This is a genomic window from Duganella fentianensis (assembly GCF_009857835.1).
Taxonomy (GTDB): Bacteria; Pseudomonadota; Gammaproteobacteria; order Burkholderiales; family Burkholderiaceae_D; genus Rugamonas; species Rugamonas fentianensis.
Genome location: NZ_WWCL01000004.1, coordinates 59056 through 74990, shown reverse-complemented (window position 1 = coordinate 74990; position 15935 = coordinate 59056). Strand labels below are relative to the sequence as shown.

General features: G+C 62.3%; 13 protein-coding genes. 2 read left to right on the top strand and 11 right to left on the bottom strand.

Going from position 1 to position 15935, the window contains the following annotated elements; translation table 11 throughout:
* Positions 1-54: 54 nt before the first annotated feature.
* On the top strand, positions 55-3828 hold the full coding sequence (gene metH / locus GTP23_RS17400; RefSeq protein WP_161036790.1) for a methionine synthase: 3774 nt from the start codon (positions 55-57) through the stop codon (positions 3826-3828).
* A gap of 66 nt (positions 3829-3894) precedes the next feature.
* Here the strand turns inward: metH and GTP23_RS17395 are convergent, their stop codons facing one another.
* The 3 genes from GTP23_RS17395 to GTP23_RS17385 form a co-directional block, all read right to left on the bottom strand.
* The gene (locus GTP23_RS17395) at positions 3895-4533 is read right to left on the bottom strand and encodes a hypothetical protein (protein WP_161036306.1); all 639 of its coding nucleotides are present in this window, start codon (positions 4531-4533) and stop codon (positions 3895-3897) included.
* Between the two features lie 106 nt (positions 4534-4639).
* A complete protein-coding gene (locus GTP23_RS17390; protein WP_161036305.1) occupies positions 4640-5950 on the bottom strand; it encodes an ABC transporter permease in 1311 nt (436 codons plus the stop codon).
* Between the two features lie 5 nt (positions 5951-5955).
* Positions 5956-6897 (bottom strand): ABC transporter ATP-binding protein, encoded by a 942-nt coding sequence (locus GTP23_RS17385; protein WP_161036304.1) that lies wholly within the window; start codon positions 6895-6897, stop codon positions 5956-5958.
* A gap of 161 nt (positions 6898-7058) precedes the next feature.
* Here GTP23_RS17385 and GTP23_RS17380 point away from each other — a divergent pair, with 161 nt between their 5' ends.
* Positions 7059-7448: an SPW repeat protein gene (locus GTP23_RS17380; protein ID WP_161036303.1), complete on the top strand. Its 390-nt coding sequence runs from the start codon at positions 7059-7061 to the stop codon at positions 7446-7448.
* A 16-nt stretch (positions 7449-7464) separates the two neighbouring features.
* On the opposite strand, the gene GTP23_RS17375 is transcribed toward GTP23_RS17380, so the two are convergent.
* From GTP23_RS17375 to rsmB, 8 genes are all read right to left on the bottom strand, one after another.
* A complete protein-coding gene (locus GTP23_RS17375; RefSeq protein WP_161036302.1) occupies positions 7465-8745 on the bottom strand; it encodes an EAL and HDOD domain-containing protein in 1281 nt (426 codons plus the stop codon).
* A gap of 85 nt (positions 8746-8830) precedes the next feature.
* Positions 8831-9604, bottom strand: a complete 774-nt coding sequence (locus GTP23_RS17370) for a class II glutamine amidotransferase (protein ID WP_161036301.1) — start codon at positions 9602-9604, stop codon at positions 8831-8833.
* Positions 9605-9717: 113 nt separating this feature from the next.
* Complete coding sequence (locus GTP23_RS17365) at positions 9718-9975, bottom strand: BTH_I0359 family protein (protein ID WP_161036300.1); 258 nt, start codon at positions 9973-9975, stop codon at positions 9718-9720.
* Between the two features lie 173 nt (positions 9976-10148).
* Entirely contained in the window at positions 10149-10544 is a 396-nt protein-coding gene (locus GTP23_RS17360) for a GTPase (protein ID WP_161036299.1), read from the bottom strand.
* A 4-nt stretch (positions 10545-10548) separates the two neighbouring features.
* Entirely contained in the window at positions 10549-11262 is a 714-nt protein-coding gene (locus GTP23_RS17355) for a response regulator (RefSeq protein ID WP_155434222.1), read from the bottom strand.
* A gap of 99 nt (positions 11263-11361) precedes the next feature.
* On the bottom strand, positions 11362-13659 hold the full coding sequence (locus tag GTP23_RS17350; RefSeq protein WP_161036298.1) for a sensor histidine kinase: 2298 nt from the start codon (positions 13657-13659) through the stop codon (positions 11362-11364).
* Positions 13660-14232 (bottom strand): DUF4390 domain-containing protein, encoded by a 573-nt coding sequence (locus GTP23_RS17345; RefSeq protein ID WP_371866941.1) that lies wholly within the window; start codon positions 14230-14232, stop codon positions 13660-13662.
* Between the two features lie 43 nt (positions 14233-14275).
* Positions 14276-15853 carry a 16S rRNA (cytosine(967)-C(5))-methyltransferase RsmB gene (gene rsmB, locus GTP23_RS17340; RefSeq protein ID WP_229256150.1) on the bottom strand — a complete coding sequence of 526 codons (1578 nt, stop codon included), beginning with the start codon at positions 15851-15853 and terminating at the stop codon, positions 14276-14278.
* Positions 15854-15935: the final 82 nt, after the last annotated feature.

Below are 15935 nucleotides of genomic sequence, written 5' to 3'. Positions count from 1 at the left end.
CCCGTCCACGATCTCAGAAAGTAACAAATGAATAACAACGTGTCCCGCCCCGTCATGTCCAAGACCGATGCCCAGCTGCGCGCAATTCTGGCGCGCCGCATCATGATCCTCGACGGTGCGATGGGCACGATCATCCAGCAGTACAAGCTCGATGAAGTGGCTTACCGTGGCGGCCCGCAGGGCGCGTTTATCGACTTCGCCGCCCCGGCCGATTCCGGCGCACGCGAACTGTTCGTCAAAGGCAATAACGAACTGCTGACGCTGACCCAGCCGCAGGTGATACAGGAAATCCACGAGCGCTATCTGGCCGCCGGTGCCGACATCATCGAAACCAATACCTTCGGCGCCACCACCATCGCCCAGGACGACTACCACATGGGCCATCTGGCCTATGAAATGAACGTGCAAGCGGCCAAGCTGGCGCGCGCCGCCTGCGACAAGTACAGCAGCGCCGACAAACCGCGCTTCGTCGCCGGCGCACTGGGCCCGACCCCGAAGACAGCTTCGATTTCGCCTGACGTCAACGATCCGGCCGCGCGCAACATCACCTTCGACCAGCTGGTCGCGGCCTACCACCAGCAGGTAGAAGGTCTGGTAGCGGGTGGCGTCGATCTGCTGCTGGTGGAAACCATCTTCGATACGCTCAACTGCAAGGCCGCGCTGTTCGCCATCGACCAGTACTACGAGCAGCACCCTGAGCAGCCGCGCCTGCCGCTGATGATCTCCGGCACCGTCACCGATGCCTCGGGCCGCATCCTGTCCGGCCAGACCGTGCCCGCTTTCTGGAACTCGGTACGCCACGCCAAGCCGCTGACCATAGGCCTGAACTGCGCGCTCGGTGCCGCCCTGATGCGCCCGTATGCGGAAGAACTGTCGCAGATCGCCGACACCTTCGTCTGCATCTACCCGAACGCCGGCCTGCCCAACCCCATGAGCGATACCGGCTTCGACGAACTGCCGGCCGATACTTCGGCCCTGCTGCGCGAATTTGCCGAAGCAGGCTTCATCAATATCGCCGGCGGCTGCTGCGGCACCACGCCGGACCACATCCGCGCCATCGGCGAGATCCTCGCAACCACGACGCCGCGCCAGGTGCCGCAGGTGCCGGTGGCCCAGCGCCTGTCCGGACTGGAGCCGTTCACCATCGACGAGTCCTCGCTGTTCGTCAACGTGGGCGAGCGTACCAACGTCACGGGCTCGAAAGCCTTTGCCCGCATGATCCTCAACGAGCAGTACGACGAGGCGCTCAGCGTGGCACGCCAGCAGGTGGAAAACGGCGCCCAGATCATCGACATCAACATGGACGAGGCGATGCTCGATTCGCAGGCCGCCATGACGCGCTTCCTGAATCTGATCGCGTCGGAACCGGACATCTCGCGCGTGCCTATCATGATCGATTCGTCCAAATGGTCAGTGATCGAAGCAGGCCTGAAATGCGTGCAGGGTAAATCGGTAGTCAACTCGATTTCGATGAAGGAAGGCGAGGAAGAATTCATCCGTCAGGCCAAGCTGTGCCTGAGCTACGGCGCCGCCGTGATCGTCATGGCCTTCGATGAAAAAGGCCAGGCTGACACTTTCGAACGCAAGATCGAGATCTGCGCCCGTGCCTACAAGCTGCTGACGGAAACCGTGGGCTTCCCGCCGGAAGACATCATCTTCGACCCGAACATTTTCGCGATCGCCACCGGCATCGAAGAGCACAACAACTACGCGGTGGACTTCATCAACGCCACCCGCTGGATACGCGAGAATCTGCCGCACGCCAAAGTCTCGGGCGGCGTGTCCAACGTGTCGTTCTCGTTCCGCGGCAATGATCCGGCGCGCGAAGCCATCCACACCGTATTCCTGTACCACGCCATCAAGGCCGGTATGACCATGGGCATTGTCAACGCCGGCATGGTGGGCGTATACGACGAACTGCCGGCCGAACTGCGCGAACGGGTGGAAGACGTGGTGCTGAACCGGCGCGAAGACGCCACCGAACGCATGATCGAATTCGCCGGCACGCTCAAAGCCGGCGCCGGCAAGCAGGATGCACAGAATCTGGAATGGCGTAATCTGCCGGTAGAAAAACGTCTGGCGCACGCGCTGGTGCACGGCATTACCCAGTACATCAACGACGACACGGAAGCCATGCGCCAGCAGGTGATGGCGGCCAATGGCCGGCCTATCCACGTGATCGAAGGCCCGCTGATGGATGGTATGAACATCGTCGGCGACCTGTTCGGTCAGGGCAAGATGTTCCTGCCGCAGGTGGTCAAATCGGCCCGTGTGATGAAGCAGGCCGTGGCCCATCTGGTGCCGTTCATCGAAGAAGAAAAACTGGCGGAAGAAAAACGCACCGGCATCGTCGCCAAACCCAAGGGCAAGATCGTCATCGCCACCGTCAAGGGCGACGTGCACGACATCGGCAAGAACATCGTCTCGGTGGTCCTGCAATGTAATAACTTCGAAGTGGTCAACATGGGCGTGATGGTGCCGTGCTCGGAAATTCTGGCCCGTGCCAAACTGGAGAACGCCGACATCATCGGCCTGTCCGGTCTGATCACGCCGTCGCTGGAAGAGATGGCCCACGTGGCCAAGGAAATGCAGCGCGACGAACACTTCCGCATGCTGAAAATTCCGCTGCTGATCGGCGGCGCCACCACCAGCCGCGCTCACACGGCCGTGAAGATCGCCCATAACTACGAAGGCCCGGTGGTGTATGTGCCGGATGCGTCGCGTTCCGTCTCGGTAGCACAGTCGCTGCTGACGCCGGAAAGCCGCCAGCAGTACATCGACGACATCGCCGAAGACTACGAGCGTATCCGCGTCCAGCACGCCGGCAAGAAAGCCCTGCCTATGCTGACGCTGGAACAGGCACGCGCCAACAAGATGGTGCTGTCGTTCGACGGTGCGCAGGCGCCCGTCAAGCCGAAGTTCATCGGCCGGCGCGAATTCAAGAATGTCGATCTGGCCACCATCGCCCAGTACATCGACTGGGGTCCGTTCTTCCAGACCTGGGATCTGGCCGGCCCCTTCCCTGCCATCCTCACGGATGAAGTGGTAGGCGAAGCGGCCACCAAGGTGTATGCCGAAGGCCAGGCCCTGCTGAAGAAACTGATCGATGGCCGCTGGCTCACCGCCAACGGTGTGATCGCCCTGCTGCCGGCCAATAGCGTCAACCATGACGATATCGAAATCTATACGGACGACAGCCGCAGCACGGTGGACTTCACCTACTACGGCCTGCGCCAGCAGGGCGTCAAGCCGGTGGTGGATGGCGTGCAGCGGCCTAACCAGTGTCTGGCCGACTTCATCGCCAGCAAGGAGTCGGGCGTGAAGGATTACATTGGCATGTTCGCCGTCACGGCCGGTCTGGGCATAGAGAAGCACGAGCAGCGTTTCGAAGCAGCGCATGACGATTACTCGTCCATCATGCTGAAATCGCTGGCCGACCGTCTGGCCGAAGCGTTTGCCGAATATCTGCACCAGCGCGTGCGTACCGACCTGTGGGGCTATGCCGCCGACGAAGCGCTGGACAACAACGCCCTGATCGCCGAACAGTACCGCGGCATCCGTCCGGCGCCCGGCTATCCGGCCTGCCCCGAGCACACCGTCAAGCGCGATATGTTCAAGACCATGCAGCCGGAATCGCTCGGCATCACGCTGACGGAATCGTTCGCCATGCACCCCGGCGCGGCCGTATCCGGCTTCTACTTCGCCCATCCCGAGTCGAAGTATTTCGTGGTCGGCAAAATCGGCCAGGACCAGCTGGACGATATGGCAGCGCGCCGTCAGGTCGACAAGGCACAGCTGGAAAGCTGGCTGGCCCCGAACCTGTCCTGAGGGCGGGGCGGCGGCCGCTTAAACAGCCACCTAAGCAGCCACCCAAGCAGCCACCTAAACAGCCACTTAGACGGCCGCCATCAGCAAGCTAGCGGGCGTCTGGGTGGCCGGCGGGTGGGCCAGCAGCGAAGAATCAGGCGCCAGATGGGCCTGAAACAGTTTGAGCGCTTCCGACGTCAGCGTAACGAAGGCGCTCTGGTGTTCCTGCAGCTGGCGCATCATCCACTGCCAGCCCTCGTCCGTCTCCTGCAGCCACACCATGCCATCGGGGAAAGCGCGCGGTATCGCATGCAGCGGTGCGCGCACCACGATGCTGCTCTGCTGACCCCACAAGAAATCCGGCGGCAAGGCCCGCTGCCAGCGGAAGCCATTCTGCTCGGCGTAGGTGTGGTTATGGCGGAAAGTCAGATCGACCACTTCGCGCTCGCTCACCAGATCATCGGCCGATTCTATCCAGCAGTGATAGGACCCGCCGGCCGGATTGGCAAAGGCAGCGTTGTCGAGCATGGTCATCAGCTGGCCGCCGCCGCAATCGACCGCTGCCAGCCCCGCCACGGGGCGGTACACGCGGTCGAGCACGATGCTGATCAGGTTGGAGCCGACAATGGCATAGACATGACACAGCGAGCTGTATTGTCTGGGGTAGTACTGGCGTATGACCTGATTGACACAATGGGCGATCAGGGTCCGGATGGGTAAAGCCATCGTTAACTCACGTAACAGAATGTTTCATTAAGTATCGGGTTGATTCAGAGAAACTTTAGCCCGACAGCTCAACTTCCCTCCTGTTACGGGTGGCCAGACGGCAGCTCTATTGCTGCGCTTCGCGGCGGAACTTCCCGATTGCCAGCACGGCAAACACCAGCGCAAAGCCCAGCAGCACGGCCACCGGCGGCAGCACGGCATCCAGCCCCAGGCCGCGCCAGGTGACGGCATCGAAGCCATCCACTGCCCAGCGGGTCGGGATGGCCAGCGTGACCTGCTGCATCCACTCGGGGAAGATGAAAGATGGCACCCAGGCGCCGCCCAGCATCACCATGATCATGGTGGCGAACACGGCCATGCCGCGCGCCGCTTCCGGGGTTTTGCCGAAGGCCGCAATCAGCAGGCCGAAGGCAGCCGTCATCAGCGCGAAACTGATGGCCAGGATCAGGAAACCGGCCAGCGTACTGATAGTGACCTTGAAGATCAGCATGGCGCAGGCGAACAGTGCGCACATCAGGCCCAGCGCTATCAGCGCGCCGGACAGGCCACGTCCCAGCAGCACGGTGGTCAGCGTCACGGGCGCCGCCATCAGGCGGTTCCAGATGCCGGAGCGGCGTGCCAGCAGGATGCTGATGCCCATATCGATGCCCATGAACAGGATGAACTGCACACCCATGCCGGCAAACGAGTGGGCATAGCCGTTGTAGCGTGGGCCGCTGCTCAGCGCTTCATCCCTGGTGCTGAACGGCACGCTCATGCCGGCCGGTTTTTTGTCGGCCTGCGCGTCCGCCTTGCCTTCCGCCTGCTGCTTCTGCGCAGTGGCGGCACGCTGGTCCTGATATTTTTTCAGGCTGCCGAGGAAGTCGCTCAGCTGGGCCTTGTCGTCGGCCGCCAGATCGCTGCTGGCCACCTGCGCCAGCTGTTTGCTGGTGACGCTGCTATCCTTGAAGCTGAACGCTGCGGCGCTGCTGGCCTGCATCACCTGCTGGGTCAGCAAACCTTTCACCATGGCCAGCATGGTCGATTGCGAAGGGTCGTAATACACCGTCAGGCTGGGCTTGTCGATGCCGCTGAACAGGGCATCGGCTGCACTCTGGCCAAAGCCGGCCGGGATCACCACCGCCACCGGCAGCTTGCCTTTGCGCACCTGCGCCTGCGCCGCCGCTTCATCGAGCAGGCTGACCTTGAGCGCGCTATCGGCCTGCAGGCCGGCCGCGATCTGCTTGCCCACTTCCGACTGGTCGAGCACTACCAGCCCCACTTCCACCTTGCTGGTACTGGCTTCCGGCCCGCCGCCAAACAGCGAGCCGAAGAAGGCGGCCAGTACCACCGGCATCAGCAGATGCATCATCAGGGCGCGCTTATCGCGCAGATACAGTTGCAAGTCCTTGCGGATCAAAGCTATCAGAGCAGTCATGGTGATCAGTCGCGCAGCGAACGGCCAGTGAGGTTGAGGAAGATGTTTTCCAGCGAAGTTTTCGCCGTGGCGAAATGCAGCAAAGTCAGGCCCTGCCCGGCCAGCCAGACCAGCACAGGGGCCGCCTGCGCCGCATCGGCCAGCGCGATGCTCAGTTGCTGGCCGCTGGCCTGCACGCTGCGCACGCCGTCCAGGGCGGACAGCGCTGCCACCAGTTCGGCACCGGCCGCAGTGGCCAGTTCCACCTGTAGCGCCGCCTGTGCCGGCAAGCGCTGGTACAGGGCGGCCGGCGTTTCATCGGCCAGCACCTTGCCGTGGTCGATGATGACCAGATGGTCGGCCAGCCGTTCCACTTCTTCCATGTAGTGGCTGGTATAGATCAGCGCGCAGCCTTGCGCCTGCAGGGCTTCCAGCGTATCGAAGATGGCATTGCGGCTTTGCGGATCGACCCCCACGGTGGGTTCGTCGAGGATCAGCAACTGTGGCTCATGCAGCAGGGCGGCCGCAATATTCAGGCGCCGTTTCATGCCGCCCGAAAAAGTCGAAGGATTATCGCCGGCACGGTCGCTCAGGTTGACCAGCGCCAGTACCTGTTCGCAGCGCTGCTTCAGCTGCGCGCCCTTGAGGCCGTACAGGGCGCCGAACAGCTTGAGGTTTTCCAGCGAGGACAGATCGTCGTACAGGGCCAGATCCTGCGGCACATAGCCGATCAGCCGTTTGGCCGCGCTGGCGCCCTGCGTCACGGGCGCGCCGTTGAGCAGGACGCTACCGCTATCGCTGCGCAGCAGGCCGCAGATCATGCTGACCGTGGTCGACTTGCCGGCACCGTTGGGGCCGATCAGGCCCACTGTCTGGCCCTGCTGTACCTGAAAGCTCACACCATCCACGGCCTTGCGGGCACCGTAGGATTTGCTGAGCTGATTGACGCTGAGTAGAACCGCTGCCATAAGCCATCCCGTCGCTTGTATTTTCGATAAGCGGCCAGCATAGCGACAGCATGCTTATTAGGCAAGATGGCCGAGAGGAAATACAAAAATATGAACTTTTTGCGCAACAAGGAGCCTAAACGGGAATGTCGCCAACCGGCGGCGCAAACAAGGAGGTGTATATGGCAACTCATCCGGAAAACCATCCATCCCTCAAGCGCTGGCAGGATCAGCTGATCCTGCTGCTGGGCTTGTGGTTCTTTGTGTCACCGTGGGTATTTTCCTATCCCATCCCGTCGATACAGGCGGGGACTGCCATGATATCGGGCGCCGTGATGGCGATCCTGGCCGCGTTTGACCTGTACAAAACCTATTTCTGGGCAGTGTTGCTCAACCTGCTAGTGGGATTGTGGGTAGCACTGTCGCCGTGGCTGATGAAAATTGCCGACAACCGCGAGCTGATGTGGAATTCGCTGCTGGTCGGCATAGCCGTGGTGGTACTGGCCCTGTGGGAAATGCGCACCGATCCGGAACTGCACAAGCACTGGCCCGGCGCAGGGCACGCAACCTGAAGGGTTCAGCGCCGCATCAGAGGGCGTAGCGCACCACGTTGTCGCTCCACTCGAAGGCGGCCATTTCCAGCTCCAGCAGATCGTCCGTCGAGACGGCCAGTTCGCGCAGCGTGGGCAGAATCAGGTGGTCCAGGTCTTCGATGCGTTCTATGCATTCGGCCAGTTTGAGCAGGTCGCCGAAGAAGCCTTCGCGCTCCAGTAGCGCGCGGGTGACTTCGGCGCTGACGGGTATCTGCGCCAGGATGTCAGCCATGGGCAGGCCGAACAGCGTATCCATCAGCGACATGATGCCGACGGTGAAAGCAATTTCCGAGGACTGGCGATGGGCGGGCCGCAGCTTGCCGGCCAGCAGTTCCAGCAAGCGGCCACGGGTAGTGGCCAGCATTAGCAGCGGGGTCATGCTATGGCCCCGTTTGCTGGGTTCGGCATACAGCATGATCTGCAGCCAGCGCTGCAGCTGGCGCCGGCCCAGGATCATCACGGCCTGACTGAGCGAATCGACGCGGTGGCGCAAGCCCACGGCCGGCGTATTCACCAGCCGCAGCAGATTCAGCGCCAGCGACACATCACGCTTGATGGCGCGCTCGACTTCCATATTGTCGGCTTCGGAAGTGACCAGCGTCATCAGCTCCATCACGGCCAGCTGCGACGGCGACAGCTTCTTGCCGCTCATGATGACGGGCTTGGCAAAGTAATAGCCCTGGAAATAATCGAAGCCCAGATCCAGGCAGTTCTTGAATTCTTCGCGGCTTTCCACTTTCTCCGCGATCAGGGTCTTGCGGCTTTCGCGGAAACGCGGCGCCAGCTTCATCAGGCTGGACAGATCCACCTTCTGCACATCGAGCTTGACGTAGTCCACCAGCGGCAGCAGACGGTGCAGGCCGGGGGCCGTACCCTGCACGTCGTCAAGCGCAAAGCGGAACCCCTGGGCATGCAGTTCGGCCATGCGGCTGATCAGCGCCGGCGTGACAGGCGTCTGTTCGCTCACTTCCAGTACCAGCCGTTCGCGCGGCAGGAAGGAGAAAATATCCGTCATGAGGACGTCGGCATCGACATTGACGAAGCCCAGCGCATCGCCCACCGTGCGCTCCATGCCCAGCTGGGAAGCGTGGGCGATGACGGCGGCCGTAGCCGTCAGCTCGTTGCTGATGCGGGCCGGACCGACCGGCGCATTACGGAATAACAATTCGTAGGCAAACAGCGACTGGTTACGGTCCAGTATAGGCTGCCGTCCCAGATAGAACTCGCGCACGCGTAGATGGTCGGCTTCGGGGCCACGGGGAGATAGTTCGATCATTGCGTTTGCCAGTACAAAAAGCGGCGACAATGCGCCATGCTATTATTTTGACATCAAACCGCAACCATGTCTTGAAATATTTGCATCACAGTTGCGCTTCCGGCATGCCGTCCACGAACACTTTCAACTCACCGGGCTGAAACGCCGTCCATTGTTCATTGCTCGTCAGAGGTTGCGTCACGATGATGGCCACCCTGTCATCGGGGGTGGTCACCTGCGAGAAATCCACCTGCACATCTTCATCCGACAAGTGCGCCGTGTCAAACGGAAACTGACGGACCAGATACACCAGATGGGTGGAACAGTGGGCAAACAGCTCGGCGCCCGAGGACAGCAGCATATTGAAGGTGCCGTACGCCGCGATTTCCTGCGTCAGCTCGGCCAGCGCCGCGCGCAGTGCCGCCCGGGCCGGACGCTCCGTGCCAAAGCGGTTGCGCAGTTGCTGCATGATGTAGCAGAACGCCAGCTCGCTATCGGTACTGCCGACGGGACGGTAAGGCCCGTCCAGCACGGGCGCAAAAGCTTTCAGGTCGCCATTGTGGGCAAACACCCAGTACTGACCCCACAGTTCGCGCACAAAGGGATGGCAGTTCTCCAGCGCCACCTGGCCTTGCGTGGCCTTGCGGATGTGGGCAATCACATTTTTGGACTTGATGGGATAACGCTTGATCAGCTCGGCGATAGGCGAATTCACGGCCGCCTGGTGATCGACGAAATGACGCACGCCGGCGCCTTCGAAAAAGGCGATGCCCCAGCCATCGTGGTGGGTATCGGTCTGGCCGCCACGCATGGCAAAGCCGGTAAAGCTGAACACAATGTCGGTCGGCACATTGCAGTTCATCGCGAGTAATTGGCACATCACCCGATTATACCCACTGGCAGTACGGGCAAAACAGCGAATTTACGGACGCAATAAAAAACCGGTGCGGGCGCAGAGCGCGCCGGCACCGGTGCCTGGCCATGCCGCGGCTTTCAGTGCAACGTAGCGGGATAGCTCATGACTTCGTTATAGCTGCCGAGGAATTCGTCGATCTCGGCCATCGTCGGTTCGCTCGCGATCAGTTCGCTGACCTCGCGGCGGAAATTCTGCGCCAGTATGCCGTTGATGAAAATTTCGCGCTTGCCCCCCTTGTCGACAATTTCATAGCCGCCGAAGCGCAAAGCTTCATGGCTGCGGTCGACGCCAAACTCGAGGACGCTGAACTGTTCGCTGTTGTAGATGAGGTTCATGCTGCTTCCTTTCACTAGGGACGTAACACTGGTCGGTTGCGTCTTCCCCACCGAAATGGGGCTGGAGACGCCCAATTACAAGTCCGGCGGTCCGGCGGTCCGGCGGTCCGGCGGCCGGCGATCCGGCGATCCGGCGGCCGGCGCTCCGGCGGCTGGCCGATCGGCAGCAGGGTTCAGGCAGCCAGATCAGCTTGCAGGTCCAGCAAGGCGGCATATGGGGCCGCCTGTAAAAAGTCACGGAACAGCTCGAGGTGCTCGGCACTGGCCAGCCCGATATACAGCTGTTCGGGCGGATGGCGCAGAACACGGTTCAATGTTACCCGCAAAACCAGATTGCCGCTGCAATGCAGGCAACCGGGGGCAATACGCAACACTTGCACACTAGGAGAGGTATCGGCCAGATCGGCCAGCGGCGATAGCCCGCTGGGCATGCCTTCGAGAATAATGACACTGGAAACTGCCGCGCCAGCGGGGGATGCAGCGGCGAGGCGGGCGGCGATGGCCGTTTCGCGCCCCGCGCCGGTAGCGAGCCAGGTGGGTACCGGCGCGCGTGCTGCAGCGCCGGACACCGGCTTACACGCCTTTCTTGGCCAGCTTGCCGGGCTCCACGCCCAGCTGCTTGAGCTTGCGGTACAAGTGGGTACGTTCCAGCCCCGTCTTTTCCGCCACCCGGGTCATGCTGCCCCCTTCGCGGCCCAGATGGTGCTCGAAATACATGCGCTCGAAAGCGTCGCGGGCTTCGCGCAGCGGCAGATCGAACGACAGATTGAACATGTGGTTGTCGGCACCGGCGATGGTAGCACCGCCGCGCACGGCAATCGCCGCCGCCGGACTGGCCTGGCCGAAGCCGCTACCGCTGCTCTCTTCCACCGGACTGGCCACTACCGGGCGGGTGGCCAGCGCTGGCGCGCGCACGGTTTCCTGTGCACGGGTCAGGCCCTGCTGCACAGCCTTCAGAAGTTTCTGCAAAGCAATTGGTTTCTCGAGGAAGTTGAGTGCGCCGATGCGCGTCGCTTCCACGGCCGTATCGATGGTGGCATGGCCCGACATCATGATCACCGGCATGGTCAGCAGACCATCGCGCTGCCATTCCTTGAGCAGCGTGACGCCGTCCGTATCCGGCATCCAGATATCGAGCAGCACCAGATCCGGTGCCCCGGCGGCACGGGCTTCGCGCGCCTGCTGGGCGTTCTCCGCCAGTGTAATTGCATGTCCTTCGTCGCTCAGTATCTCCGAGAGCAACTCGCGGATACCCATTTCATCGTCCACTACCAGAATATTTGCCATCTTCCCTTGCCTTCCTCATTTCGCCAGCTTGTAGCCGGCAATGATTTTTCTAATCCGTGCAACTCAGGTACTACCTTAGATACTTACTGCGCTACTAACTTAGGTATTGTGCGTCGTCGGCGCTAACTTTAACAGCAAAATCACTACCGACGCACCACTTCTATCGACATGGTTCTGAATATCGATCCGTCCACCATGTTCTTCGATGATCTTTTTCACCATCGCCAGCCCCAGGCCCGTGCCTTTGGCCTTGGAGGTGACATAGGGCTCGAAGGCCCGGGCCAGGATCTTCGGCGCAAAACCGGGCCCATTATCGCTGATTGCCAGCCGTACGGCCGTACGGGTGCTGCCATCCGCGCCCTGATAATGAATCGCTTCGCTGATCACGTCAATGTGGGCCGGCGGCGCGCCCTCGGGGCGTTCGGCCATGGCGTCCTGAGAATTCTGCAGCAGGTTGTGGATCACTTGACGTAGTTGCGTAGCATCGCCCATCACCCGCGGCAGGCCCGGCGCCAGCTGCGGGTAGATGATGTCGTCATCCTCGCCCGCCAGATACAGGTGCAATATCTCTTCGATCAGGGCATTCAGGTCCAGCGGTTCCAGCTGGGCGGGCGGGGTTTTGGCGTAATCGCGGAAATCATCCACCATACGCTTCATGGCCGCCACCTGATTGACGATGGTGGCCGTGCCCTTGTTGAGCAGTTCATTATCGGCCGGCGCCAGCTTGCCATCGAGCTTCATCTGCATGCGCTCGGCCGACAGCTGGATAGGCGTCAGCGGATTCTTGATCTCGTGCGCAAGACGGCGCGCCACTTCGCCCCAGGCGATCGAGCGCTGCGCCGAAATCACATCGGAAATATCGTCGAACACTACCAGATAGCCGCTCTCGCCTCCTTCGATGGGCAGACGCGAGCCCCGTGCCAGCAGGGTCTGGTCGTTATCATCCAGGCTGGCCGTGCGGCGCGGCACTTCGATCTGGCGCTGCCAGTGCAGGCGCTGCAGCGTGCGGTCCGAGGCCGACTGGGCGCTCTGGGCAGCAAATGCGGCCACGATGGCGCCGCCGAATTCCTGCAGGCCGTCGATCTGGTCCAGCTTCTGGCCCAGCATGGCCGAGCCGGACTGCTGCAGGATGCGCTCCACCGAGTCATTGCAGCTAACCAGATGGAATTCGGGATCGAGCACCATCACCCCGGCCGACATATTGGCGAGCACGGATTCCAGGTGGGCCTTGGCGTTCTGCAGCGCGGTGCGGTTCAGTTCCACCGCCGTGCGGGCATCGAACAGCTGGCGCGTCATGATGTTGAACGACTGGGTCAGCGTGCCGAGTTCGTCGGAGGTGGTCATGATGGGGCGCGGCGACAGGTCGCCTTCGGCCACGGCGCGCGTACCTTCGGCCAGCAGCAGCAGGGGCTGGGCCAGATCGCTGGCGATCAGGAAGGCGCTGGCAATGGCGCCGAACACGGCCAGCAGCAGGGTCAGCGTCAGGGTGACGATGTACATCTTGCGCAGCCCCACGCGCGCCACGAAACGTTCCTTGTAGTCGGAATAGGCACTGCGTATGGTTTCGCCGTCGGCCGCCAGCTGCTCGGGTGCCAGCTGGATCAGCTGCAGATAGCGCGGTGCCAGATGCACGCCGTTCGGCTGCGGCCGCTCGGGGATGGGCAGCACCACGCGCAGACGCAGCTGGTGCACCACATCGCGCGAAGCACCGGGCGCGTTGATCAGATTGCTGCGCAGCTCGTTGCCGCCTTCGGGCGCACCATACAGGCCGTCGCTTTTGGCCTTGGCCATCATTTCGCTGGTCGGCAGGTCGGCGCTCAGGTTGCCGCCCCGGTTGGCGCGGGCGCTGATGATCAGCCCCCCTTCCGCATCGACGATGATGGCGTTCTGCATGCCGTACTGCTGCTTGACCAGATAGGCCAGCGTGGCCCGCTCCGTGCCGAATGGCTGTTCCGACAACTGGTCGGCGGTACGGCGCGCCGTGCCCTGCAGCTCGTTGAGGGCGGTATCCAGCCCCGCACGCCCCAGGTTGATGCCGGACTGCAGGGCTTCTTCCACCGGCACGTTGAACCAGGAATCGATGGAATGCGAAACGAACTGGATGGAAACGAAGAAGATGACCAGCCCCGGCAGCACGCCTACGGCCGCGAACAGCAGCACCAGCCGCGTCATCAGGCGCGAGCCGAAAGCCCCCGTGCGAAAGCGTACGTACAGACGGAACAGCGAGACCGCCACCAGCAGCAGCAAGGCGCAGGCTACGGCCGCGTTCAGGCCCAGCAGCCAGCCATAGTAGCGGTCGAAAAAGCCGGAATTATCGGATGCGGAAGCCAGCAGGAATAGCAGTATGCTGACAACCACGCCGCCAACGACGGATGCATACCGTAATGCTGTATTCACTTACTCCGCCTTGTACTGGAAGATTTTCTTGTCCGAGGTCAAACGCCATTCGCTGTTATTCAGCGCGCTGACCTTAAGAGGCTTGGAGATGTAGTTGGTGTCCAGTCCCATGCTCAGCTTGACGTTATAGTTCTCGCCCACTTTGAGGGCCGAACGGGGCGCCACCACCCAGCGGTTGGGATTGCGGATCGACAGCAGCGCATCTTCCAGCGAGGACGAATAATTCTGCTTCAGGCTGCCATTCACGTTGACGCTGTATTTGCGGGTCAGCACGTTATAGCCGAGCACAATGGTCTGGCGCGCAACAATCGCCTTTTCGTCGAACCAGTACCAGCGCGGACGGGTGAATTCCACTTCCGTGGTGAAGTACAGCGACACGCCATGTTGCAGCGTGTCTTCCATGTCGCTGCTCAGTTCGAAACCATAGCGGGCATTCAGACGATAGCCTTCTTCGCTCGCCTCGATGCTGGCACGGCGGATTTCCACGCCATCGGCGCGCGCCACCTGCGGCAATAGGCACGCCAGTATCAGCAGGAGTTGGGCGATCAGCAGGCGAAAAACTCGTCGTGTCACGTCAGGGCCGGTACTTGGTTGGTGCGGGCAAAGGGAGCTAAAACTACGCATTTTTCTGGAACAGGGCGTAGAACAAGCCATCTTGATCCTGTCCCGCTACGCCACCCGGCAGCAGCTGGCCGGGGGCAGCTAGCCGCACAGCCTGATGCCGTACTGCGAATGCCGCGGCCTGCGCCTCGGATTCCTGTGGCCAGAGCGAACAGGTCACGAATAGCAATTTACCACCCGGTGCCAGCATCTGCCAAAGGTTGTCGAGGATTTTGGCGGAAAGTGTTGCTAGTTGGAGCGTGTCGCCCTTGCGCCGCAGCCAGCGGATATCGGGGTGGCGCCGCACGATGCCGGAGGCGGTGCACGGCACGTCGGCCAGAATGCGGTCGAACTGCTGGCCATCCCACCAGGCTGCGCTCTGGGCATCGGCCGTGCGCAAAGTGGCTTGCAGCTGCAGCCGTTCGAGGTTCTCGCCCACCCGCGCCAGCCGCTTGGGATCGGCATCGAGCGCGGTCACTTGGGCATCTGCCAGTTCCAGTATGTGGCAGGTTTTGCCGCCCGGCGCCGCGCAGGCGTCGAGCACGCGCATGCCGTCCTGCACATCGAGCAGGGGCGCGGCCAGCTGGGCGCCGGCATCCTGCACCGACACCACGCCCTCGGCAAAACCGGGGATCAGGTGCACGCCCACGGGTTTTTCCAGCCGCACGGCATACGGGCCGATAGCACTGGCCGCCATGCCGGCTTGCTGCAGGCGCTGTAGATACTGCTCCATGCTGGTTTTACGGGCATTGATGCGCAGCGTCAGCGGCGGCGCGCCATTGCCGGCCTGGAGGATGGCCTGCCAGTCGCGCGGCCAGGCCGTGCGGGCCGCATCTATCCACCATTGCGGGTAATTCCACTGCGCTACCGGCTGCAGCAGCGCAGTCTCCAGCAGGGCCGCGCGTTCGCGCTGGAAGCGGCGCAGCACGGCGTTGACCATGGCTTTGGCACGCGCCGTGTCGGGATGGGCTTCGGCCGCCGTCACGGTCTGGTTGACTACGGTGAATTCTTCGTAAGGCGCCACTGCATCGGGCGCCGTCATCAGGGCCAGGGCGCAGGCCAGCAGGGCTGCCACCAGCGGATCGGGCGCTTTCGGCGCCAGCTGGGCGATCAGGGCTTCGCTCTGGCCGAGCTGGCGCATACAGCGATAGGCGATATCCTGCATGGCGCCGCGCGCCTGCGGGCTGGTCTCGCTACGGGCCCACAGCTGGGCCAGCGCCTGCGGCAGATTGGTGCCGGTGCGTACCAGCGCCACGGCCTGTGCTGCGCCCAGCAGGCTGTATGCCAGCGAATCCCCTTTCAACGAGGTCTGGAAGCTGGTCTGCAAGGCCGGTTTGAACTCGCGCGCATGGCTGGCACGCAGCGCAGCAGGTCGTTCCTGAGCTGGACGCGGCGCGCGCTCCTGAGCCGGGGCCCGGACCGGTACGGCGGCCCGGGCTGGTGCCTGGGCTGGTGCCTGGGCTAGCGTTTGGGCAGGTCCTCGGGCTGACTCCCTGGCCGGCCCGCGGGCTGGCGCCTTGGCTACGGCCTTGGCGGGTGCCTTGGCTGGCGCCTTGGCGGAGGTCTTCAGAGAGAGCGTCGGACGCTTGTTCATATGCTAATTCCAGAGTGGGGTGGCGCCAGCGTGGCTGCGGGTCTGGGGCAGCTATCACACACTAAACGCCAAGTAATCGCGC

Excerpts from the sequence above, each read along its gene's own strand:
- GTP23_RS17390 (WP_161036305.1), bottom strand. The coding sequence starts at position 5,950 with ATGACTGCTCTGATAGCTTTGATCCGCAAGGACTTGCAACTGTATCTG.
- rsmB (WP_229256150.1), bottom strand. The coding sequence starts at position 15,853 with ATGAACAAGCGTCCGACGCTCTCTCTGAAGACCTCCGCCAAGGCGCCA.
- GTP23_RS17355 (WP_155434222.1), bottom strand. The coding sequence starts at position 11,262 with ATGGCAAATATTCTGGTAGTGGACGATGAAATGGGTATCCGCGAGTTG.
- GTP23_RS17385 (WP_161036304.1), bottom strand. The coding sequence starts at position 6,897 with ATGGCAGCGGTTCTACTCAGCGTCAATCAGCTCAGCAAATCCTACGGT.
- GTP23_RS17395 (WP_161036306.1), bottom strand. The coding sequence starts at position 4,533 with ATGGCTTTACCCATCCGGACCCTGATCGCCCATTGTGTCAATCAGGTC.
- GTP23_RS17365 (WP_161036300.1), bottom strand. The coding sequence starts at position 9,975 with ATGAACCTCATCTACAACAGCGAACAGTTCAGCGTCCTCGAGTTTGGC.
- GTP23_RS17375 (WP_161036302.1), bottom strand. The coding sequence starts at position 8,745 with ATGATCGAACTATCTCCCCGTGGCCCCGAAGCCGACCATCTACGCGTG.
- GTP23_RS17370 (WP_161036301.1), bottom strand. The coding sequence starts at position 9,604 with ATGTGCCAATTACTCGCGATGAACTGCAATGTGCCGACCGACATTGTG.
- metH (WP_161036790.1), top strand. The coding sequence starts at position 55 with ATGTCCAAGACCGATGCCCAGCTGCGCGCAATTCTGGCGCGCCGCATC.
- GTP23_RS17380 (WP_161036303.1), top strand. The coding sequence starts at position 7,059 with ATGGCAACTCATCCGGAAAACCATCCATCCCTCAAGCGCTGGCAGGAT.